Source organism: Sulfitobacter sp. M13 (assembly GCF_053474885.1).
Genome location: NZ_CM130281.1, coordinates 108696 through 130999 on the forward strand (window position 1 = coordinate 108696; position 22304 = coordinate 130999).

The following is a 22304-nucleotide window of genomic DNA, read 5'->3' on the forward strand; positions in this document are numbered from 1 at the left end:
CCGCTTTCCGTGGTTAGTGGCGGAAGTGGCGCATGCCGGTAAAGACCATGGCAAGGCCGGCCTCGTCCGCTGCTGCGATCACTTCGTCGTCTCGCATGGACCCACCTGGCTGAATGAGGGCTGTCGCCCCTGCTTCGGCGGCGGTGATCAGCCCGTCAGCAAAGGGGAAAAACGCGTCGGACGCCACAACAGAGCCTTGGGTCAACGGTGCAGGCAAGCCCATGGCTTCGGCCATGTCCTGTGCCTTGCGTGCGGCGATACGTGTGCTGTCGACGCGGCTCATCTGGCCGGCACCGACGCCCACGGTCGCGCCATCCTTAACGTAAATGATTGCGTTGGATTTCACGTGCTTCGCGACGGTCCAAGCGAACATCAAGTCCGACAGCTCCTGTTCGGATGGCTGACGCTTTGTCACGACCTTCAGGTCATCCATAGTGATGCGACCGACGTCTTTGTCCTGCACCAGATAGCCACCCGATACCTGACGGAACGACAGCGCCGCCTGTGCCGGATTGGCCAGACCGTTGGTGGTCAGCAAGCGCAGGTTCTTTTTCTTGCCGAAGATCTCCATCGCTTCGGGTGTGGCGTTCGGGGCGATCACGACCTCGGTAAAAATCGCGCTGATTGCGTCGGCGGTTTCTGCGTCAAGCGTCTGGTTCAAGGCGATAATTCCGCCAAAAGCGCTGGTGCGGTCGCAGTCGAACGCGCGGGTATAGGCGTCGACCATTGATGTGCCTTGCGCCACGCCGCAGGGGTTGGCGTGCTTGATGATCGCACAGGCAGGCCCGTTGGCCGGATCAAATTCGCTGACCAGTTCGAACGCCGCATCGGTGTCGTTAATGTTGTTATACGACAGCTCTTTACCCTGATGCTGGGTGGCTGTTGCAACACCGGGGCGGGCCGACCCATCGGTGTAGAACGCCGCTTGCTGGTGGGGGTTTTCACCATAGCGAAGGGTCTGTGCCAGCGTGCCGCCGACAGTGCGCCGACGCGGTGTGCCCCCGACCTGCGCAGCCATCCATGTGCTGACAGCGGTGTCATACGCCGCTGTGCGGGCATAGGCCGTCTGCGCCAAACGCTGACGCAGTGCATAGGTGGTCTGGCCGTTATTCTCGGTAAGCTCTGTCATCACTGTCGCGTAATCTTCAACGTCGACGATCACATTCACAAAACCATGGTTCTTGGCGGCAGAGCGGATCATCGCGGGGCCACCAATATCGATATTCTCGATCACCTCGTCATATCCGGCACCCTTGGCGACGGTCTCTTCAAATGGATAAAGGTTCACGACCACCAGATCGATCGCGCCAATGTCATGTTTGTCCATCGCTGCGACATGTTCGTCATTGTCCCGCAGCGCCAGCAAGCCGCCGTGGACAACGGGGTGAAGTGTTTTGACTCGTCCGTCCATCATCTCGGGAAATCCGGTAACCTCGGATACGTCCTTGACCGTCAGACCTGCGTCGCGCAGCGCCTTGGCCGTGCCGCCGGTGCTCAGCAATTCGACCCCATGCGCCGCGAGCGCCTGCCCCAGTTCGACCAGACCGGTCTTGTCAGATACGGAAAGAAGCGCGCGGGAGACGGGGTAGAGATCAGGCATCAGGGAGGTTCCTTTGGTCAATCTTGGTCATCATATGGATCGTCGAGCGATAAATCTCGCACGCCAATCGCAGTTTCCTGCGCTTTGGACAAGGACCACCTGACCCTGCTGGCATAGTCAACGACCCGCCCGCTGAGTAGAATCTGCACGGACGCACGGGGCTTAAGGCGGTTGCGCTCGAGGTAAACACTTGGTTCCAAAGACAGTTTATGGGTCCCGTCGTGGCGGAAGACCCAGATTTCACCGCTTTTCTGCGCCATAGAGATTGCCGCCCCGCCCAGATCAACAGTGGCATCCACATCGGGGTGCAAGTGAAAACGAATCTCGAACGGGATACCGCCCAGTTTCACCGCGTCCATTTCGCGGTCAAAGGCGCGCTTTTCGGCGTCCTCTATGGCCAGCAGCATATCCTCGCCTGCGAGACCGCGACCGTCATGGGCCAGTTCAAGACTGCGCGCATGGGTCAGACCAAAGCCCGCGACATATCCGTTATGCCCGCCCTGAAACTGGGTACCATCCCCGACCGACCCAATTTCCACGGGCACATAAGTCGGGCATTCAATAAGGGCCTCGGCGCTTGTGTACCGGTCCGGCTCTGCCAAGCGCGCGCTGGAATATCCCCCCAGCGACAAGCCCGAATGCGACGGCGTCGCGCGCCCCGCCCGGCGCCAATCGGCACCAAATGAATCACCTGGTCCGCAGTTCACGACCAAGGGACGACGCCCGCTGGTCAGTTCAAACGCAAGCGTAGAGGCGTGCGCATTGAACGACGCCGCCCCACCCGGAGGCGGGCTGGCGTCAACAATCACGCTGGTGCGCCCTGCTGACAAACGCGCATAGCCCATCGACAACCCGTCCGGCTGCCGTGTTTTGATTTTGGCCGTTGCCAAGGCATGATCGAGCCATCCTTCGGCTCCGCGACCGCCGCCATGGAACCGCGCCAAGCCACCGTCTGCATGGCGCAGCGTCCGCAACGTCGGGGCGATGCGTTCGATCGCTTCCATATGCGCAGCCGGCGTGCCGCGCCCTGCATCGCTAAGCGCGGCGGCGGCCCACGTCAAAAGGGTGAAAGCGTGCAATAGTTCTTCGGGGTTACGGGTGGGCAAACCGCCCTGCGCATCGATCTGCGCCTCGCACTCGCGAGCCAGCGCCTTGATTGCAGGATCGGCACGCGCCTCTTGCCCTTCGAGCGATAACCCTGCGTAAATCAGCCCTGTCAGCGCCTCGAACCGCGGCAGGCCGGGTGCGGCAGCGTGCCAACGGCGCGACAAGAAATCTGCCTGTTCCACCAGCGAACGGTAGAAAACATCGCTTTGGTCCTGAGACGTGCCACGCAAGACAAACAGCGCATGGTTGATCCAGCGGATCAGCCGGCGACCGGTCAAATCAGGCGTCCAACCGATGCCCCGCCCCTTGCCGTAGTGATCGATCCACCCCCAAAGCCAACGTTGCGCGGTGGCGCGGGCGCGCACGTCGCCGACCGCAGCCAGATCATCCATCCAGGCAAAGCCGTGCAGATCACGGGCAAAATCCTGATCCGGCGTGGCGACTTCCCACAGGCTCGAGGCGTCCGGCGCTTCGATCAGGCTGCCTGAAAACAAAAGGTTGCCCGCGATTAGCTGCCGCCCGCGTGCGAATGACCCGATCGTGCGGGGTTCGGGCGAGGATACGAATCCCGTGGCTTTGGTACGCGTCTTGGTCGCGGCACGGGCGTGCCACTGATTTAAAAAACGCGTTTTTCGCGCATTGAAGCTGTTACTTGTCATGCGGCTGCCCTTGTACGCTCTGCTGGCGTTTCGCGGATGGTAGCCGCTGTTGCCACCTGAGTCACCGCATTTTGACAGGCCCTGTCGCGGGCGACGAAAATCCGCCCGCACATTCGGGGAAGTTTAAGCGTCCTTGCGCAGGCAGACGATGTAGAACCCGTCCATACCACCCAAATCAGGCCAGTAATCTGGACGCAAGCGCAGCCCGCCCTCTTCTGTGGTCCAAGCCGAATCTACGCCGGGCACGGCCAAGGCATCGGGGTCCACACGCATGTCAGCGTGACGCTCTAACGCCTCGTCGACCTGTACCTCGCCCTCATCGGGCAGCAGCGAGCAAGTACAGAAAACCAAGCGACCGCCAGGGTTTAGCAGCGACCAGGCATGGTCGATCAATTCCGATTGCAGTTCGATCAGGTCGCCGAATTCCGAACCATCTTTGGCATGGGGCAGATCAGGGTGCCGACGGATCGTGCCCGTCGCAGAGCAGGGCGCATCCAGCAAAATCGCATCGAACATCCCCTCGAAACGCCGCGCATCCACGACAACCGATTTGGCCGGCAGGTGTACCCGCGCGAGGTTTTCCTTGACCCGCTGCATCCGTTGCTTCGAGCTGTCAACGGCCGTGACCTGTGCACCCGCAGCAGCAAGCTGCATGGTCTTGCCACCCGGCGCGGCGCAAAGATCCAAAACGGCCTCGCCCTTTTGCGGCGCAAGAATTTTGACCGGCAATGCGGCAGCCGCATCCTGAACCCACCAATCACCTTCGGCGAAACCGGGCATGGTTGTCACCTGCCCTGCATCCACAACGCGCACCGAGCCGGTTGGCAGAACGACACCGCCCACGGCCTCTGCCAGTGCGGCGGGGTCGCGTTTGGCGGTCAAATCAAGCGGTGCACCTGCGAAATGCGCGGCTTCGATGCCGGTTATTGCCTCGGGCCCCCACGCCTCGGCAAGCGGGCCACGCAGCCACTTGGGCAAACGCGGAGAGCGCAAGGCCGCCCAGGCTTCAGGCCCTTCGGCGGCAATCTTGCGCAGCACTGCGTTGGTCAGCCCCTTGAGGTGACCCAGTTTTTTATGCGTCGCGACCAGTTCAACCATCGCATTCACCACGCCATGCGCCGCACCGCCCTGACAAAGCTCGATCGTGCCGACCCGCAACGCATTGCGCACGGTCAGCGGCGGATATTTCGAGAGGTGTTTCTGAAGCAGGCGATCCGCCCGTTCCATCCCACGCAAGGTATCAGTGGCTAGTCGCTGGGCCCGCGCACGATCATCGGGGGGCAGCTTGTCCAGCACACCCGCCGCAAGAAGTTCTGACATCAAACGTTCTTCCCCCAGGATCATATCCAAAAGGTACACCGCACTTCTGCGGGCCTGAACGCCGGTGTCTGACATGCGATACGCTTTCTTCTTTAGGGTGCCCGGGTTGTCTGGGCTTGGTTCCGGCGTATATCAAGGTGACAGTGGCCTCAAGAGGATGAGAGAATGACCGAAGCCGTCAAACGACCCATGCCAAGCCCACCCCATGATCCGACCCCCATGCCGGAGCCCGGGCCGGATATTCCGCCGCAACCCACGCCCGATCCGATGCCTATGGTAAACCAAGAGCTTCCCGCCGCCGCGCAACGCGCGCTGGCGGAGGCCGCAGAACGCCGGAAGGCAGCACAGGCGCTGGACCTTCCGACGGAGCTTGGTGGCCGCGACGGGCCAGAACCGGTCCGCTACGGTGATTGGGAAAAGAAGGGGATCGCGGTCGATTTCTAAAGTCGTCGCGCATCAGAAAATTGGATAGTGCACAGGGTCAAGCGCAGCGTAATCTGCCGAGAAACCGACGGATCACCGCAGCGAGAATACCGCCGACTGACCTGCACCCTTGTCCGAGGTGAAACGGATTTTTCCACCATTTACAGCGACTTCCTGACAATTATAGCCAAGGTCATCATCGCCCCAGGTTAGACTGCGGCAGAAATATCCACCCTTCCAGACCCATTTTCCTGACACGTCCCAAACGGCACCCGTGCCCGAAATACCGCCGCCTTCAGAAACGCGCAATTCGACCAGGGGGCGGGTCAATGTCTTACCCTCCACCACCGAGACAAAGTCGCGTTGGCTGTCCAGTTTCTGATACTCCGCCCAAGCAGGGCCGATCAGCGCCAGAAATGCCGCGCACGTCAGTAACGTCAGTTTTCTCATCACACCCTCCAACCAGATTGTTCACACGAACATACGGGGCAAAGGTTAAGATAGTTTCACCGCAGTTAAAGGACAGGGCGGCGTCGGCGTTCAGTCATTCAGCCCCAAAACGTCCAGCATATCATAAGCGCCGGCAGGTTTTCCCTGCCCCCAGAGTGCGGCTTTGATAGCACCGCGCGCAAAAACTGCGCGATCAGAGGCGATGTGGCGCAAGATGATTCGCTCCCCTGCGGCAGCAAACATCACGTCATGCTCGCCGACGATGTCACCGCCACGGATCGCCGTAAAACCAATATTGCCGCGCTTGCGTGCACCGGTGATACCGTCGCGCCCGCGATCAGAAACATCTGCCAGCGCAACACCGCGCCCTTCGGCAGCCGCCTCGCCCAGCATCAGCGCCGTGCCCGAAGGCGCGTCGACTTTCTGGTTGTGATGCGCCTCGATCACCTCGATATCAAAGTCTGCGTCCAGTGCGGCCGCGACCCGTTTGGTCAACTGGGTCAACAGGTTGACGCCCAGGCTCATGTTACCAGCCCGCACGATAACTGTCTGTTTCGAAGGCGCATCCAGACCGTTGATCTGCGCATCGGACATCCCCGTGGTGCCTATAACATGGACGACACCGGCTGCCGCAGCGATCTTCGCAAAGGCGAGGGTCGCTTCGGGTGCGGTGAAATCAATAACCGCCTGCGCGTCCCTCATCGCCGCTGCGGGATCGTCGGTAACGATCACGCCTACTGCTGCGCCGCCCATGGCCACACCGATGTCCTGACCGATCCACGCATGCCCTACCCGTTCAACCGCGCCTGCAAGATGCACCCGGTCGCTGGCAAAAACCTGCCCGATCAACATCTGGCCCATACGGCCCGAAGCCCCTGTAATCACTATGCCGGGTGTGTCGCTCATGTTATGCTCCTTATTCGGTTCCGGTTTAGCGCGTGGTGATCTGCTTGGCAAAACCTCAGCGAACCCTTAGATGAAGCGCATGGCAAAAAACAAGTTTCATGAGGGCTCAGGCCCGTCGCAACGGCAGCTTCGCGTAGGCGAAACCATTCGTCGCGCCTTATCGGATGTTTTGGCGCGTGGTGATGTCCACGATCCCGAGCTGAACCGGATGTCGATCACCGTAGGCGAAGTACGTGCCTCTCCCGATCTAAAGATCGCGACGGCCTATGTGCTGCCTCTGGGCGGTAACGGGCAGGAGGACGTGCTAAAGCTGTTGGCCCGCAACAAAGGCGAACTGCGGCGCATGATGTCCAAAAAGCTGGCGTTGAAATTTGCGCCCGACTTGCGGTTCCAGCTGGACGAGACGTTCGACCGGATGGACGAAACGCGCAGGATGCTCGCGCAGGACGTGGTGCGCCGCGACGCCGACGCCCCGGACCGCGGATCGGATGACACGTGAAACGGTTCTGGGCAGCGCTTGGTTTCATGGGCTGGGCCGCTGCGCCCGTCCATGCGGAAACATGTGAAACGCTGACCTTTAACGGCACCGGCTACACCATATGCGACGTCGACCTGACGCAGGACCGGCTTGAGCTGTTCCTGTATGACCCCGATGGCAAACCGCACGGGTATTTCAACACTCTCAACACCGCGTTGAAAAAGCAGGGCCAACAATTGGGCTTTGCGATGAACGCTGGCATGTATCACGATGACCGTGCGCCGGTGGGGTATTACCTTGAGAACGGCAAAGAGTACCAAAAGGTCATCAGCAGCGACGGCCCCGGCAATTTTGGTTTGTTGCCCAATGGTGTGCTGTGTCTGCGCGATGGTCGGGCCGATGTGATCGAGACCAAAGCGTTTGTGCGAAAGGCCCCCGATTGCCGCAGCGCCACCCAGTCAGGGCCGATGCTGGTGATCGACGGCAAGCTGCACCCGCGTTTTCTGAAAGACGGGACGTCGCGCTATATTCGTAATGGGGCTGGCACCAGCGCCGACGGCAAACGAGCGGTCTTTGCCATTTCTAACGAGACGGTGAATTTCTACAACTTTGCGCTGCTGTTTCGCGATCATTTGAAACTGCCGAATGCCCTGTATTTCGATGGCAATATCTCGAGACTGCGCGCCCCCGATCTGGGACGCAATGATCTAGGTTTCAGCCCGCTTGGGCCCATTATCGGCGTCGTGAAACCGGACGCACCGTAGCGCATAAGAGTTTTCTTGCCGTCGGCGAGGATTTTTCACCATTTGGAAGCCAGAGTCTCTGGGCAATCTCGCCGGACCTTTGATAGGAGGCCGGTAAATCAATTAAGGGCATTTGATATGGGTCGCAGGCGCAAGGGACGGGATATTTCGGGGTGGTTGGTGGTGGACAAGCCTGCCGGACCGACCTCTACCACCGTGGTGAACAAGGTCCGTTGGGCGTTGAACGCAAACAAAGCGGGCCATGCGGGGACGCTCGACCCCGAGGCGACCGGCGTTTTGGCGATCGCGCTCGGCGAGGCAACCAAGACCGTACCCTTCATCACTGATGCGCTGAAAGCCTATGAGTTCACAGTGCGTCTTGGCATTGCGACGAATACCGATGACGCAGAGGGCGAAGTGATCGCGACCTCGGAACTGCGCCCTGACGATGATGCCATCAAGAACGCCTTGGGCAAGTTCATCGGAGATATCCAGCAGGTGCCGCCGCAGTTTTCTGCCGTAAAGATCGACGGCCAGCGGGCCTATAAACTGGCGCGCGAAGGCGAAACCATGGAACTGGCAGCCCGCCCGCTTTTTGTCGAGCAACTGTTGCTGCTGGACCGTCCCGACGCTGATCACGTGACGCTTGAGATGGTGTGCGGCAAGGGCGGTTATGTCCGTTCTATCGCGCGCGATCTGGGGCAGACTTTGGGATGTCTGGGGCACGTGCGCGAATTGCGTCGCATCTGGTCGGGCCCGTTTGAGGCGTCCGAGGGGCTGACCCTGGCGCAAATCGAGGAAATTGCCCGCACTGACGCCTTGGACGCACATCTGTTGCCGCTAGAACAGGGGCTGCAGGATCTGCCCGAGGTCAAAGCCACGGCCGAGGGGGCCACACGTCTGCGCAACGGGAACCCCGGCATGGTGATTGCCCACAATGTCGAATACGGCGACGAGGTCTGGGCATCGTTCGAGGGCCGCGCGATTGCCGTTGGGCGGTTCAAAGCCGGAGCGCTTCATCCGTCGCGCGTGTTCAATCAACCAAACCCTGCGTGATCACACGCAGCCATACCAAGGGTGATGCACCCTCGACGGCTGTTTACTCGGATTGCGAAAACTACCGCTACAGCCTGACCCGCGTGTGGAATCCCGATGCGGAGCGGGTGCTGTTTGTGATGCTAAATCCGTCAAAAGCGACAGAAATTGAGAATGATCCTACGGTCGAGCGTTGCGAGCGGCGCGCGCGCGCCTTGGGGTTCGGGGGCTTTCGCGTCACCAACATTTTTGCTTGGCGCGAGACCAGCCCAAAGCTGATGCGCCAGGCTAAAGACCCCATTGGAGGGGATAACGACCTGATTCTAAAAGAAGGCATCCTGTGGGCCGATCAGGTAATTGCAGCTTGGGGCACCCACGGGGCGCATCTTGGGCGGGGGCCTGAAGTGCAGGAGCAGCTCTCGCGCTGCGATAGGCCCGTGTACCATCTGGGCCTGTCAAAGGACGGGCACCCGAAGCATCCTTTGTATATCCGCTATTCTCAGGTGCCGATTGTGTGGAAGTCTTAGCGTCGACTTAACTTTATTGCGTCTATGCTTGTGACGCGACCCTGGGGTACCGGGGTTTCTTCATGAGTACGCCTGCCATTTTTGCGGGCAATAAAGTCGGGTTTTCAAATGCTATTTCTTGCTGGGTTAATGGGGTTGATCACCGTGGGGGCCGCCGCCTTTATCGACATCAGTGTCGAGGAGGAGGAAGAAGAAGACTCTGGTCTCGATGAAGATACCCCTACGTTCCAACTGATCTCTGGCACACCTGAGGATGACCTGATCACCGGCTCAGCCAGCAGCGATCATGTCGCGGCCTATGACGGCGACGATTTTGTGCATGCGGCGGGCGGCGATGACACTGTCTTTGGGGACGGCGGTGACGACACAGTGATCGGCGGTTCGGGGGATGATGACCTACACGGGAATGACGGCGACGATGTCTTGGCAGGTGCCGAAGCCGCGGATAGGCTTACCGGCCACAATGATGATGATGTGCTGCAAGGTGGGGCGGGCCAAGATACGCTGAATGGCTCTGCCGGGCAGGACTGGTTGTATGGCAACAGTGGTGCCGACGCCTTGATGGGCGGGCTTGGCGACGATGTGCTGACAGGTGGGCGCGGGGGGGATGCGCTATTTGGCGGGTGGGGGAACGATACGATCAACGGTATCGTTGACCAAGACCCGCAAGACGCGCGCATCAGCGATACCGACGAAGGTGATTATCTGAATGGCGGTGGGGGTGATGATGTGATCCTTGCTGGATCCAACGACACGGTGACCCCGGGTGACGGGCGCGATGACGTGATCCTCGGTGATTGGGTCAGCCCCGACGGCATCGTCGACATTCGTGCTTTCGACATCGTAGATGACAGCCTGTTGCTGGTCTGGGACGACAGCGATGCAACCGCAATAGCGCCGAGTGTTTTGATAGAACCGGACCCGAATGATTTACACTCTCACCTGATTTCGATGGACGGGACGGTCGTGGCGATGGTGCAATCGGAACAGCTTCTGATGCCCGGCGACCTATCGCTTATTCCGCTCAGCTCGGCCTTGGCTGCGGGACTGACGCGCGGATGAAAATTAAAATTGCACGCCCCTGCCCGCCCTTACCCCATGCGGGTTACACCTCGACCGGACAATAATGCTTTGCCAAGCGGGCTAAACTTTCCTATACGCCCCCATCGCCCGTTGATTCCTGTCAGCGGGGGATACTCCATGGGCCTGTGCTGGACGACATCCCGGCCTGAGCCATCACTTTAACCTTTCAAAAAGGAGACCCCGATGTCGATTACGCCAGAAGAAAAAGCACGCGTCATGAAGGAATTCGGCACCACAGAAGGCGACACCGGTTCGCCCGAAGTACAGGTTGCCATTCTGTCCTCGCGCATCGCAACGCTGACCGAGCACTTCAAAACCCACAAGAAAGACAACCACGGTCGCCGTGGCCTTTTGAAAATGGTTGCGACACGCCGCAAGCTGCTGGACTATGTCAAAGGTAAAGATGACGCGCGTTATCAGGACCTGATCAAACGTTTGGGCCTGCGCCGCTAACCCGCGCTGCAGTACCGCTAAGATTAGAACCGCACCCTGACAACAGGGTGCGGTTTTTTCATTTCATATCTTTATGTTCGTAAAAGCCCCCCCCCATGCCGATCCACCTGCGCGACCTGACCCCCATAGATACCAATGAGGCCGCCTTGCTTTTCTTTGCTGCGGTGCACCGGGGCACAGCTGATGTATATTCTGCCGCGCAGCGAGAAGCCTGAGCCGGAAAAGCACCTGCACCAGTGGCTTGGGAAAAGCGTTTTGATGGCGTTTCAGGTGTCGCCGCCGAGAGCGGTGGCGGGATGATCGGCTTCATGACCATTGATGCCAGCGGGCTGATTGATCTTGCCTTTGTGCATCCAGACCACACGAGAACAGGCGTCGGCCGATCAATGTACCATGCCGTTCAAATCCGCGCCCGTGTTTTGGGCGCGCCGCGGCTGCGGACCTTTGCCAGCGAACAAGCAAAACCGTTTTTCATTCGCATGGGCTGGACCGTCGACGCACCTAACACGGTGATCAAAGGCAAGGTCACCTTGCAAAACTACAAGATGTTCAAGAGCTTGCCTGACTGACCTCGTCAGCGTCCTCTGCCCGAGCCTGCGCAGGACGCGTGAAAGCCCCATGTCACACGGGCAACGCTTCCCTTCCCATCGCATCGAAACTGCTGTATGGCCGCACAATCTGAAAGCCGGCGCCCGGACTCCAGCGCCCGACAAAGAAGATACCGGAGTCAGGGGGAATATGCCCTCTACGCAAATGGCCCGATCCGGGCCGAAACAGGAAACGTAGATGTTTAATGTAACGAAAAAATCCATGCAGTGGGGCGAAGAAACGCTGACACTGGAAACTGGCAAAGTGGCCCGTCAAGCAGACGGTTCGGTGATCGCGACACTGGGCGAAACCAGCGTCATGGCGAACGTCACCTTTGCACGCCAGCAAAAACCCGGTCAGGACTTCTTTCCGCTGACCGTGCACTACCAAGAGAAATACTATGCCGCCGGTAAAGTACCGGGTGGCTTCTTCAAGCGTGAGGCCCGCCCCACCGAGAAAGAAACCCTGACAGCCCGTTTGATCGACCGTCCGATCCGCCCGCTGTTCGTTCCCGGCTTCAAAAACGAAGTTCTGGTGATGTGTACCGTTCTGTCGCACGACCTGGTTAACGATCCCGATATGGTCGCGATGATCGCCGCCTCGGCCGCGCTGACCATTTCCGGCGCGCCGTTCCGTGGTCCGATTGCTGCCTGCCGCGTTGGTTTTGAAGGTGGCGATTACGTTCTGAACCCAACTGTCGACGACATGCAGGACCTGCGCTTGAACCCTGACCAACGTCTTGATCTGGTTGTCGCTGGCACCAAAGACGCGGTGATGATGGTTGAATCCGAAGCCTACGAGCTGTCGGAAGAAGAAATGCTGGGTGCGGTGAAATTCGCGCACGAGCAGATCCAACCGGTTATCGACCTGATCATCGATCTGGCCGAAGACACCGCGAAAGAGCCGTTTGACTTCCAGCCGGTTGACTACTCGGATCTGTCCGCAGCTGTCAAATCCGCTGGCGAAGAAGCCATGCGCGCCGCGTTTGCAATCGCAGACAAGCAAGAACGCACAGCCGCTGTTGCCGCCGCCCGCGAGACAATCAAAGCAGCCCTGACCGACGAGCAAAAAGACGATGCGAACCTTGGTTCCGCGTTGAAAGGTCTTGAAGCGTCCATCCTGCGCGGTGACGTTGTTAAAACCGGTACGCGTATCGACGGTCGCAAGACCGACGAGATCCGCGATATCGTGGCTGAAACCGGCATCCTGCCCCGCACCCACGGGTCGTCGCTGTTTACACGTGGCGAAACGCAGGGCCTGGTTGTGACCACTTTGGGCACCGGCGACGACGAACAGTTCATCGACGCGCTGCACGGCAACTTCAAATCCAACTTCATGCTGCACTATAACTTCCCGCCCTACTCGGTTGGCGAAGTTGGCCGCGTTTCCGGCCCTGGTCGTCGCGAAATCGGTCACGGCAAGTTGGCTTGGCGCGCGTTGCAGGCGGTTCTGCCTGCCTCCACCGACTTCCCCTACACCATCCGCGTTGTGTCCGAGATCACTGAATCGAACGGCTCCAGCTCGATGGCGTCGGTTTGCGGTGGCTCCTTGTCCATGATGGACGCGGGTGTACCCCTGAAAGCGCCCGTTGCGGGTGTTGCAATGGGCTTGATCCTCGAAGACGACGGCTCCTATGCGATCCTGTCCGACATCTTGGGTGACGAAGACCACCTGGGCGACATGGACTTTAAGGTTGCCGGTACCGAAGCAGGGATCACGTCGCTGCAGATGGACATCAAGATCGCAGGCATCACGCCCGAGATCATGGAGAAAGCTCTGGCACAAGCCAAGGTTGGCCGCGTTCACATCCTTGGTGAGATGAACAAAGCTATCTCTGGCGCGGGTGAATTCTCGGTTCACGCACCACGCATTGAAACGATGCAGATCCCAACCGACAAGATCCGTGAAGTTATCGGGTCCGGCGGTAAAGTGATCCGCGAGATCGTTGAAGTGTCCGGCGCGAAAGTCGACATCAATGACGAAGGCATCATCAAAATCGCATCGCCAAACGGCGACTCGATCAAGAAAGCCTACGACATGATCTGGTCCATCGTGGCCGAGCCTGAAGAAGGTGCGGTTTACACCGGTACCGTCGTCAAGATCGTTGATTTCGGTGCGTTCGTGAACTTCTTTGGCAAGCGCGACGGTCTGGTCCACGTATCCCAGATCGAAAACCGCCGCCTGAACCACCCTTCGGATGTTCTGAAGGAAGGTCAGGAAGTGAAAGTAAAGCTGCTTGGCTTTGACGATCGCGGCAAAGTGCGCCTGTCGATGAAAGTTGTCGATCAGGAAACCGGCGAAGAGATCAAGAAAGAAGAAGGCAGCGAAGAGTAATCTTCCTCCTCGCTCTGAATACAGAAAGCCCCGGCATTAGTGCCGGGGCTTTTTTGTATCCTGTCTACGATACGTGTTTGCCGTCTTATCCCTCCATAAAGCCGTCCAGACGATCCCAGAGGGAGTTGTCGAGTAGCAGCTTGAACCGAAGGTAAAGCCCTTCCTGATACAGGTCGCTGCGCAGGGAGGATTTGTTCGTCGCGCGGTTATAGCCCAAGGCGATCAACGCACCCTTGGTCGGGGCAAAGCCGATCTCTGCACCGATGCCGTTGGTCATGTTGCCTTGGTTGTCCCACAGATGCGCGACGTTCATGCCAATCTGGAACCGGTTGTTGCCAAACTCGTAGTTAAAGCCGGCCTGAAGCAGCTGGGTTAGGGCACGGGCAGAGATGCCGCCCGATGTCGTCACCCGTTGCGACTGGCCCGCGTATTTAGCGTTCAAGCGCAAATCGGCATCCATTTCGTAGGAAGCATCAACAGACCACATATGGGTCACTGACTTGGTCTCGCGCTGCTCGATGCGGTGCTCATACCATGCCAGAACTTCGAGGCGTGGATCGTGAACCGGGCGATAGGCGATCCCGGCGCGCGACCGGATACGCCGGTGGTCACGGCCTTCACGCTTGTCCAATGCGACGCGGGTGCGCCCTAACATGGTGAAGTCCGGCGTGATCTTACCCGCGATACCAAAGCTCGCATAATGGGTGTTGCCGGTGTCTTCGAACGTTGTGTCCGCATCGGCATCCCCCACCCAGCTTTGCGCACTGGAACCCCATTTCGCGCCAAGGGCCACGCTGGTCAGGCGGTGATCGTCGGTTTCCATGCTGCGGGAATGTTCGATTCCGAAGCTGAAAGTCGTGTTCCCGTTCATCGCCCATTTGCCCATCATTGCTTGGGTAAACAAGGTGTCCGAAGACCCCAAGCCTTTGACGAAATCCGTGCTTCCGCGCAGCCAGTCGTTCAGGTCGTAAGAGAAACCAAGCTTGGCGTGTGTGGTCACGGTGTCGTCACCAAAGGTCATCTCGACCTCGCTATAGGCGCGCCAGCCAGGAACGGGCTCGCGGTACATGCCCAAGGTCAGCTCCGTCGGTCGGTCAGAGCTGCCAAAGGGATGACGCAGCTCTGCGGTGATGACGGTGCCGGGGCGGTTCGCCGGGGTCCAGTGGCCACCAAGGATCAGACCGGGATGGGTCTTTTTGGAGGTCGCAGTGTGGTCCAGGCGGTACTCCAGCCCGATGTAGCCCTTGAAGTTTGTGCTGAACTCCTTGGCATAGACAGCATCGACAGTCAGACGCTCTATGGCAGAGGTGCGGTCACGCACATAATCCACACCGAGCACAAAGTCGCTGCTCCCGTCGATTTCAAAACCGTAGTTCAACCTTGCACGGGTGGTACCGGGCAGCGCCAGACCACCGCGCGCGGCGAACTTGGTCCCTGTGTGCACCATTTCAAAGTTGAAGTGACCGGTTTCCTTGCGGATGTCATAGGACAGGCGGTAGGCGGTATCCGATACACCATTCGCATCTTCGGAACGCGCGGCTTCGGCTTCCCATACGCCACCCTGCGTCCCCTCGTGGCGAATATAGGCTGAATGCAGCCGCTCTCGGGCGGCATTGCCCCGTTCGGCGTCCGCATGAACAATACGCGCGCCAACGGTGGTGCGGTCGGTCAACGCGACGTTTACCTCCCCGCCATAGAGCCAGTAGCGATCAGCCCCTTCCACGTCCACTTCGTAGGTCACGCGGACCGACACAGGATTGCCCTGACCGTCGAACTGGCGCACGGCATCGTCAAAGGTGATCGAATTGCCAAAGAAATCGAGCAGGTAGTCGGTGCCACGGCGCAGTGCGGTGGTAGAGATCACATCACCGCCCTCTTCGTCACGCACCAGCAGTTCGACCCGTTCGGAGCCTTGAACATAGCCGTCCAGATCCAGATCGTAGGGGCCGGAAACACCACGCCCGGGGAATTCCTGCACGCGTTGCTCTTGGGCGGTGCGGGCACCGAAGAGTGTCACGCCGACCTTGTCGTTTTCCCAATGTGCCTTGGCACCGGTCACCACACGCCGCATCCCGTCAAGCTTCAAGGCGCGGGCTTCGGGTTCGATCGCGATGTCACCGTACAGGATATAGGAACGCCCCTTTTCGACTTTGACATAGAGGTTTTCCGAAGATTGCGCGTCAAAGCCGCGTTCGGAGTTATCGCCATAGACCGGATAGAATTCATCGCCGCGGATGTCGCGGAACAGGCGATCTTCGGTGTCGCGGTCCGAGCTATACCGCAAGGTCAGCAGCGCATCGCCCGAGATCACGCCCTTCAGATACACTTCGCCGCGCAGACCGGTGGTGGTATCTTCGAAAGAGCTGAAGCGGTCCGCGTTCAGCAGTTCGCCCTTCGCACCACCCAAGGCCACGGCTCCTTCGATCACGCCAATCATGATGCGTTGGTCCAGATCAGGAGTGAACGTGATGGTCTCTTCGGCGCGACCAAAGGCACCGCTGATGGTGATACGGTCCGTGCCGGCAACCTGTGGCGGGATCAGCCCAAAGGTCGCCTCGCCGTGGTCGAGATAGACCTGCACGCCGGGGGTGCCTTCGCGGATGTCTGTCACGTCCCACAGTGCCAGCTTGGCGCTTAGCGTAACGGTGCCGGAGGTAGGCACAGGCAGGCCACGGGCATCCAGAACACGCACCACAACCGGGATCACATCGGTCGGCGATGCAGGTGCGGTGGCGGGCAAGATCACCTCGAATTTTGCGGGCTTGCCGGGGGCAACAACAGTGATCTGCTGGCGCACACGTTCGATGCCGAAACCGTCACGGCCAACCAGTGTCAGGGTGTTTTTCCCCGCGTTCAGCTTAACCGCCACGAAATCCAGCGCCTGCGTGTTGTTTTTTTCGAAGCGCGTACGCTCGCCCACTCGGTCGCTGCTCAGCTCGCGTCCGTTCACCAGCAGGCCCAGCGACAGGTCGCCCTTGCCTTTGACCCGTACACTTTGGGTGCGGCGGTCTAGCGTCTGCCCGTCGGTCAGGTCAATAAAACCAGGCGCGTCGTCGAGGGTCTTGATCAGCAGCTCAAGCGATTGGCGCTGTGCCCTACCGGACGCTTTTTCAGCAACGGAGTTCGCCGCGCGGCTTTCGTCCAACCGCTGCATCAGGCGCGGTGTCAGCTGAGTGGTCGTCGCCACGCCGGCTTCGCTGCGCACGGAACGCACAGGCGCACGCTGGCCTTCGATGGGCAGATCGGCCGCCGTCAGCGCATTGGATTGAGGCTGCTCTTCGAAATCCTTCCGACGCTGCGCAACTTCGGCCATCGCTTCGGGGGTGCAGTCGCGCACAGCAAAATGTTCGGCTCGCAGTTCCCCCTTGCGCAGCGGGATCAACCGCGAACCACCGCGCAACAGATCGTTGGTGCGTGTTACGGTCACTTCGGTGCCTAGGGGCAGGGTCTCTTCCTGCACCAGAAACGCATGGGTGATAGGGCGCAGGCCGAACAGAGAGTATTTACCATCCATATCAGTCACGACCGACAGGCCTTCTTGCGTCACGATACGCACGCCGGGGATGCCTGGCTCTGTGTGGTCGCCGCGGATACCGTTTTTGTCGCAATCCAGAAAGACCGACCCGATTACAGTCGCTTCGCGGGCGAAGACGCCACCGCTGTTGTTCAGCTTGACCATCGCACGGGCGGTCTGGGACTGGATCACAATCCCGGTGCCGGCCTGACGCCCGGTCAGCACTGCCGTGTTCTCGTTGCGGCCTTCGCGGGCAGCTGCGGTGAACTGCATGACATAGCTCACCTCGTGGCTCGAGAGCGGTGCAAGCGGCCCCAAGGCATAGGTCATGTCACCCGATGGATCGATCGTGAGGTCTTCGATAGGTTCACCATTGAAGGTCACCGAGCCTGCAACCAATTGGCTGCCATAAGGCGGGCGATCCAGGATCTCTGCACCGATCAGCGCTTGGTTCATGTTATTAGAGAAATTCAGGGTATAGACGACGAACTCGCCTGCGCCGACCGTGTCTTTGTCTGCCTGCTTTCCGAGCGTGAGTGGCAGGCTGTAGTGCGGATCCGCAGGGATATCCGATACCGCCAGCATACCCCCGCTATGACGGAAGCTCGCCATGAAACCGGCACTGGCAACGCGACGGTTAAAGCCCGGGAAATCGGCACGCACCGAAGGCACGTCCCATTCAGGGGCGTTCATGACTGCGAACTGGAACTCACCCCCAGGCATCACCCCGAAGCTAAAGAAGCCGCGGGCATCGGTCATGCGACGCGCCATTTCAGCGCCCGTGTTCATATCCATGAGCGCAATGGTCACATCGCCAATCGGCTCGTTGGTCAGGGAGTTGAACAGAAAGTTACCGGGAGTGATCAGCAATTCATCTTCAAGCGCGGCATCGGCGCAATCAGCGGTGGCGATCAGGCGGTCCCCATCAGTGGTCGCAACGACATTGTCACCGGACGCAGGCATGTCCATCCGCGCCATGGGTACGGCCGGCGTAAGGAAAATGCCGCTGTTAGGCTCTGTTTCGGTCGCGGTCACACGCTCTACGTCGCCGGTCAAAAAGCTGCGCAGGGTAACGATCACACGGTCCACCGACATCGTGTCGTTGCAAGCACCCGCGGTCAGACGTAGGCGCGTATCGCTATTGGGCACAGCATGAGGCTGGTCCTCTGCGGTTTCAGGATGCTCGAACCGCAGGATGCCCGCGCCAGATGAATCGCGGCGATAAACAGTAGTGTTAGAGTCTATATCGACAGTGCGATCTTCCATTTTCATAAAGCTGCGGGCGGTGTTGGCGACCTCTATATCGCCCAGGCCCATGGGCGCGCTCACCATAAAGGCGGGGTCGCGGGCAAACCCGATTTCGTAGTCACCCTCGTGAAAGAACGCTACTGCGTCGACCTCGCCGGCGGGGCGCGTGGTCTGGTAGTCATGACGCGCGTCGCCCGCTGCGTGGTACAGTGCAACCATGGCGCTTGGATCGGTGATGCTGTGGAAGCGGGCGTTCAGCGGGATCTCGTCGCGCAGCAGAACCCCTGTGGCACCCGTCCCGTCGATGCGGATCTGCGCCCCATGCACGTCACCATAGGCCAGCACGTCCCCGTCAGAATCGTTGCGCAGGCGCAGCGTGTAGGTCAGCTGTGTCTCAACCTCCATCTCGCGAATGGTCTGTTCCTTTTGCAGTTCAAGCGTGCTGCCCACAATGGTGGTCTTGCCAACCGCTGCGCCCGACAGGATGCGACGGCTGGCGATGCGCGTGGCGCTGGTGGCCGACACCGACAACACCGACTGCATCAATGTGGCAGGCGTGGCGTGAAACGAGGTGCGGAATTCGTAGATAAGCTGAGCGGTGTCACCCACATCCATAAACATCGGCGCGCCGGAGTTCATCGTGGCCTCGCCATTGTCGATGCGCCCGTTGGCATTCGCGTCATGGACAAGACGCGTGTCGTTCATCATCGCCGCCCCGGTCTGGTGGCTCATGGTCATGTCGGCGTTCAGCGGCACGTTTCCGATGTTGGTGACCTCAAAATAGTATTGGGCCATCGCGCCGCGGGTCAGCATCAATTCAGAGTATCCGTCTACATCCAGCGCAGGCACTGCGGCGACTTTGGCGTCCACGGCATTCGAATAAACCGTTTCGATGATGCCCAGCGCTTCGTTAAAATAGATCGTCTGCGCGACGTTGCGGATAAGGGTTCCTGCGGGGACCTGCTTGGCAGCGGTACCTTGTGGCAGAAGGGAGATCACCAGCGCGAAGGTCCAGAAACACGACATCATGCGCAGAGCGGTTTTGTGAACGGTGCGGCCCATTTGATCTAACCCTGTTTTATTTTTGTTAAGAGGAAATGCGGCCCCCCGGAGCGAGGGGGGGGAAGGTGCTCCGGGGGACCAAAGGTACGCTTACTCGTCCACCTGAACGGTGAATTCGAGTTCAGCGGACCAACCCGGAAGAACCGTGCCGTGGTCACTCGAGATGTTGCTCGGCGTGACTGTGGCGGTGCTGCCTGCCGGGATGAGCGTCTCGCTGCATGTGCCGCCACAATCGACAATCGACGTGTAGGCGGGTGCGGCATCAGAGATGATGACGTCTGCAGCGGGAGAGGAGCCGGTGTTTTCAGCTACAACCTTGTAGCGGATACACTGACCTGGTTCGACGTCTTGACGGGTCTTGGTAAAGGTCCCGACAGCGCCAGTGCAGCCGGCGTCGATGTACTGGAACTTGCTCAACGTGATGTCACCAGAGATGATCACGATACGGTCTTCTACTGCGTTGTCAGTCGCATCCGCGTCGGTCGCTGTGGCATTGTTCAGCGATGAACTAAGCGTGATAACGCTGTTCTCGGTCACACCGCTTGTCGCTGTCGATGGCGTCTGGACACGGTAGATCACCGAGATGCTGTCACCGGGGGCAAGCCCGTTCACACCAGCCGATACCCCGTCCGTTAGATCATCAAAGTTGTCGATCACCAATTCGGTGGGGTCGATCACACCGTTGCCATTGGCATCCCAGAACAATGCGCCCGAGAAGTTGTCTAGCCCTGCGTCATCGATTGCACCCTCGGTGATAGCAACGTTACCGGTGTTGGTGATGGTGTGGATCATATCGACGATCCCACCGGGCGAAGCTTGAGCCGTCTGATCGTCGATGATCTCTACGTTGTAGACTTCCCTTACGGTGACTTCGTTGACGATCCGGTCGCCTTGGCCCGATACAGAAGAGACCAACGCGATGTCTACCAATGTGTCGCCGGGGACCTGATCTTCAGGCGGGGTGATCACAACGGTGAAGGTATCGCTTGAACCAGCCGGGATGGTCCCGGTGTTGGTAATCGCAGACCCGTCAGCAGAGCGGAATTCGACGGTCCAGCCAGCGGGCAAAGCTTGCGCAAGCGAGAGGTTGTAGCTGTCGGATACCGGACCGTTGTTTTGAACGACCATGTCATAGGTGACCGGCGCACCGGGATCGGTGGGGTAGTTCACCCAGGGCGCGCCACCGTTGGTGGGGTCAAGGCCATCGCCTTCGGACCCTACGACCGCGTTCTCAAGATCAACTGACGACGCGAGGATGGCACCCGTGAATGTCGCTGTCGATATATCCGAGACACCCGACGCATCCGATGTGGTTGTCACGGACGCGCTATAATTGGCAGCGGCGGTTGGTGCGACGTCTGTTGGCAGCGTAGCGATCAAGGTGACCTTGACGCTGTCACCTGCAGCTATCGGGCCTACAGAACCGATGATCGGTGTCACCCCATCTGCGCCTACAAACCGGAAGGTTGTGCCGTCTGGGTAGGTATCGGTAAGGGTGTCGACGTCGAGCGTCAGGCTGTCGGTCTGGTTGGAACGGTTGGTCAGAACGAACTCGTGTTTGACTGTGCCACCTTGGGCCGCATCGCCGGTCTCTGTCACGATATCGTCGTTCAGCCCGTCATCATCTGTTCCAGAAGCTGTGGCTGGAACCGCAGCACCGGCACCGTCAATCGCTGTATCAGAGATGGAAACTGCGAACTGGTCATCTACGATGATCGAAGCTGTGTTCGATGGCGGGAAGTCGACGGTGTCAATTACCTGTGTCGCGACGTTTTCGATGATACCCGCATCCGCAGTGCCTAAAATCACCGCTTGGAAGGTCACACTACCAGAACGGCCGGAGCCGATGCGCGAGATGGTGAAGTTCACGCTTTGACCGGCGTTGTCAAAGGTGATTTCGTCCGGCGTTGGACTCGCACCGTTTTGATCGTCGACTTCAGAAGACGGATTGGTGTCATCTAGCGGGTCAGCGACGTCAGACCACCGAGCCGAGCCCGGGACGTACTCCAAGCGGCCGTCAAGGATGTCGTCGACAACATAGTTTTCCGCTGCAGCAAGACCGGTGCTAGAGTAGGTCAGCTTGATGGTCACTGTGTCACCGGCGTCGACGATGTTTGTGTTACCGCCTGAAGCTGCATCCGCAACCATAGACTTAACCAGTTCGACGATCGCACCGTTAGAAATGGTCAACTTATCAGTATTGAGGGCTGTCTCGGTGCCATCGAGGTTCGAGACCGCAGTGACGGCGATGTCGTCGGTGCCTGTTGCATTCGATGGGACAGAGACCTCGATGACGACGCCGAATTGTTCACCTGGTGCCAATGTAGGTGTCTCGCCCAGCGGCGTGGCGCTATCGGCGACACCATCCATATTCGCATCCGGATAGAAGACGATGTCAGAGGTATTAAGAAAGCCTGCACCTGTATCGGCTGCGTCAAGTATGAAGAAGTCTGCGCCATTCCCGTCGTTGGTGATGATGTGCGGTAGGAAGGCTTTGCCACCAGGTGCGATGGTTTCGATGTTATTCGACGTCATTGTGACGCCAGCAACCTGCTGCACGATCGTTTCAACTGTGTTTGACGTGACCGTAATGGTATCGCCAGCTTCGTTTGTATACGTCGCAACCGCTTGGTTGCCGATCACGGACCCAGCATCTGGCGAGGCAGCCATGGCGACTGCGCCAAATGCGGCTGTGACCGCCATCGCGCTTGCAGAGCGCATGAAGAATGATTGATGTTTCACGTTAGTCGTTCCTTTGATTTAATTTGAGATAA

At 59.2% G+C, this 22304-nt stretch carries 16 protein-coding genes; 9 read left to right on the forward strand and 7 right to left on the reverse strand.

All coding sequences use genetic code 11. From position 1 onward, the window contains the following. Nucleotides 1-13: 13 nt before the first annotated feature. From purH to ACVBAU_RS00490, 3 genes are all read right to left on the reverse strand, one after another. Nucleotides 14-1600 (reverse strand): bifunctional phosphoribosylaminoimidazolecarboxamide formyltransferase/IMP cyclohydrolase, encoded by a 1587-nt coding sequence (purH, locus tag ACVBAU_RS00480; protein WP_448327263.1) that lies wholly within the window; start codon nt 1598-1600, stop codon nt 14-16. 17 nt (nt 1601-1617) lie between these two features. Further along, nucleotides 1618-3366, reverse strand: coding sequence for a heparinase II/III family protein (locus ACVBAU_RS00485; RefSeq protein ID WP_138924882.1), 1749 nt, complete (start codon nt 3364-3366; stop codon nt 1618-1620). Between the two features lie 123 nt (nt 3367-3489). Further along, a complete protein-coding gene (locus ACVBAU_RS00490; RefSeq protein ID WP_138924881.1) occupies nt 3490-4761 on the reverse strand; it encodes an RsmB/NOP family class I SAM-dependent RNA methyltransferase in 1272 nt (423 codons plus the stop codon). Nucleotides 4762-4851: 90 nt separating this feature from the next. On the opposite strand from ACVBAU_RS00490, the gene ACVBAU_RS00495 reads away from it, so the two are divergent. Further along, complete coding sequence (locus ACVBAU_RS00495; protein ID WP_093734096.1) at nt 4852-5130, forward strand: DUF1674 domain-containing protein; 279 nt, start codon at nt 4852-4854, stop codon at nt 5128-5130. A gap of 72 nt (nt 5131-5202) precedes the next feature. Here ACVBAU_RS00495 and ACVBAU_RS00500 read toward each other — a convergent pair whose 3' ends face one another. Both ACVBAU_RS00500 and dapB read right to left on the reverse strand, forming a co-directional pair. Next, nucleotides 5203-5559 (reverse strand): dihydrodipicolinate reductase, encoded by a 357-nt coding sequence (locus ACVBAU_RS00500; RefSeq protein ID WP_138924880.1) that lies wholly within the window; start codon nt 5557-5559, stop codon nt 5203-5205. Between the two features lie 90 nt (nt 5560-5649). Beyond that, the gene (gene dapB, locus ACVBAU_RS00505) at nt 5650-6465 is read right to left on the reverse strand and encodes a 4-hydroxy-tetrahydrodipicolinate reductase (RefSeq protein WP_138924879.1); all 816 of its coding nucleotides are present in this window, start codon (nt 6463-6465) and stop codon (nt 5650-5652) included. Between the two features lie 79 nt (nt 6466-6544). Between dapB and rbfA the strand changes: the two genes are divergently transcribed. The 8 genes from rbfA (at nt 6545) to pnp (ending at nt 13706) form a co-directional block, all read left to right on the forward strand. Continuing rightward, on the forward strand, nt 6545-6964 hold the full coding sequence (rbfA, locus tag ACVBAU_RS00510; protein WP_138924878.1) for a 30S ribosome-binding factor RbfA: 420 nt from the start codon (nt 6545-6547) through the stop codon (nt 6962-6964). Then, entirely contained in the window at nt 6961-7707 is a 747-nt protein-coding gene (locus tag ACVBAU_RS00515; protein ID WP_448327267.1) for a phosphodiester glycosidase family protein, read from the forward strand. Before rbfA ends, ACVBAU_RS00515 begins: the two co-directional genes overlap by 4 nt. A 117-nt stretch (nt 7708-7824) precedes the next feature. Beyond that, nucleotides 7825-8742 carry a tRNA pseudouridine(55) synthase TruB gene (truB, locus tag ACVBAU_RS00520; RefSeq protein WP_448327269.1) on the forward strand — a complete coding sequence of 306 codons (918 nt, stop codon included), beginning with the start codon at nt 7825-7827 and terminating at the stop codon, nt 8740-8742. Continuing rightward, complete coding sequence (locus ACVBAU_RS00525; RefSeq protein ID WP_448327271.1) at nt 8739-9248, forward strand: DUF1643 domain-containing protein; 510 nt, start codon at nt 8739-8741, stop codon at nt 9246-9248. Before truB ends, ACVBAU_RS00525 begins: the two co-directional genes overlap by 4 nt. A 108-nt stretch (nt 9249-9356) precedes the next feature. After that, the gene (locus ACVBAU_RS00530; RefSeq protein ID WP_448327273.1) at nt 9357-10310 is read left to right on the forward strand and encodes a calcium-binding protein; all 954 of its coding nucleotides are present in this window, start codon (nt 9357-9359) and stop codon (nt 10308-10310) included. 204 nt (nt 10311-10514) lie between these two features. Beyond that, on the forward strand, nt 10515-10784 hold the full coding sequence (rpsO, locus tag ACVBAU_RS00535; protein ID WP_093731948.1) for a 30S ribosomal protein S15: 270 nt from the start codon (nt 10515-10517) through the stop codon (nt 10782-10784). Between the two features lie 236 nt (nt 10785-11020). After that, nucleotides 11021-11353 carry a GNAT family N-acetyltransferase gene (locus ACVBAU_RS00540; protein ID WP_448327276.1) on the forward strand — a complete coding sequence of 111 codons (333 nt, stop codon included), beginning with the start codon at nt 11021-11023 and terminating at the stop codon, nt 11351-11353. Between the two features lie 217 nt (nt 11354-11570). Then, nucleotides 11571-13706 (forward strand): polyribonucleotide nucleotidyltransferase, encoded by a 2136-nt coding sequence (pnp, locus tag ACVBAU_RS00545; protein ID WP_138924872.1) that lies wholly within the window; start codon nt 11571-11573, stop codon nt 13704-13706. An 85-nt stretch (nt 13707-13791) separates the two neighbouring features. Here pnp and ACVBAU_RS00550 read toward each other — a convergent pair whose 3' ends face one another. Further along, entirely contained in the window at nt 13792-19530 is a 5739-nt protein-coding gene (locus tag ACVBAU_RS00550) for a hypothetical protein (protein WP_448327278.1), read from the reverse strand. A 90-nt stretch (nt 19531-19620) separates the two neighbouring features. Then, a complete protein-coding gene (locus tag ACVBAU_RS00555; RefSeq protein WP_448327280.1) occupies nt 19621-22272 on the reverse strand; it encodes an NEW3 domain-containing protein in 2652 nt (883 codons plus the stop codon). Nucleotides 22273-22304: the final 32 nt, after the last annotated feature.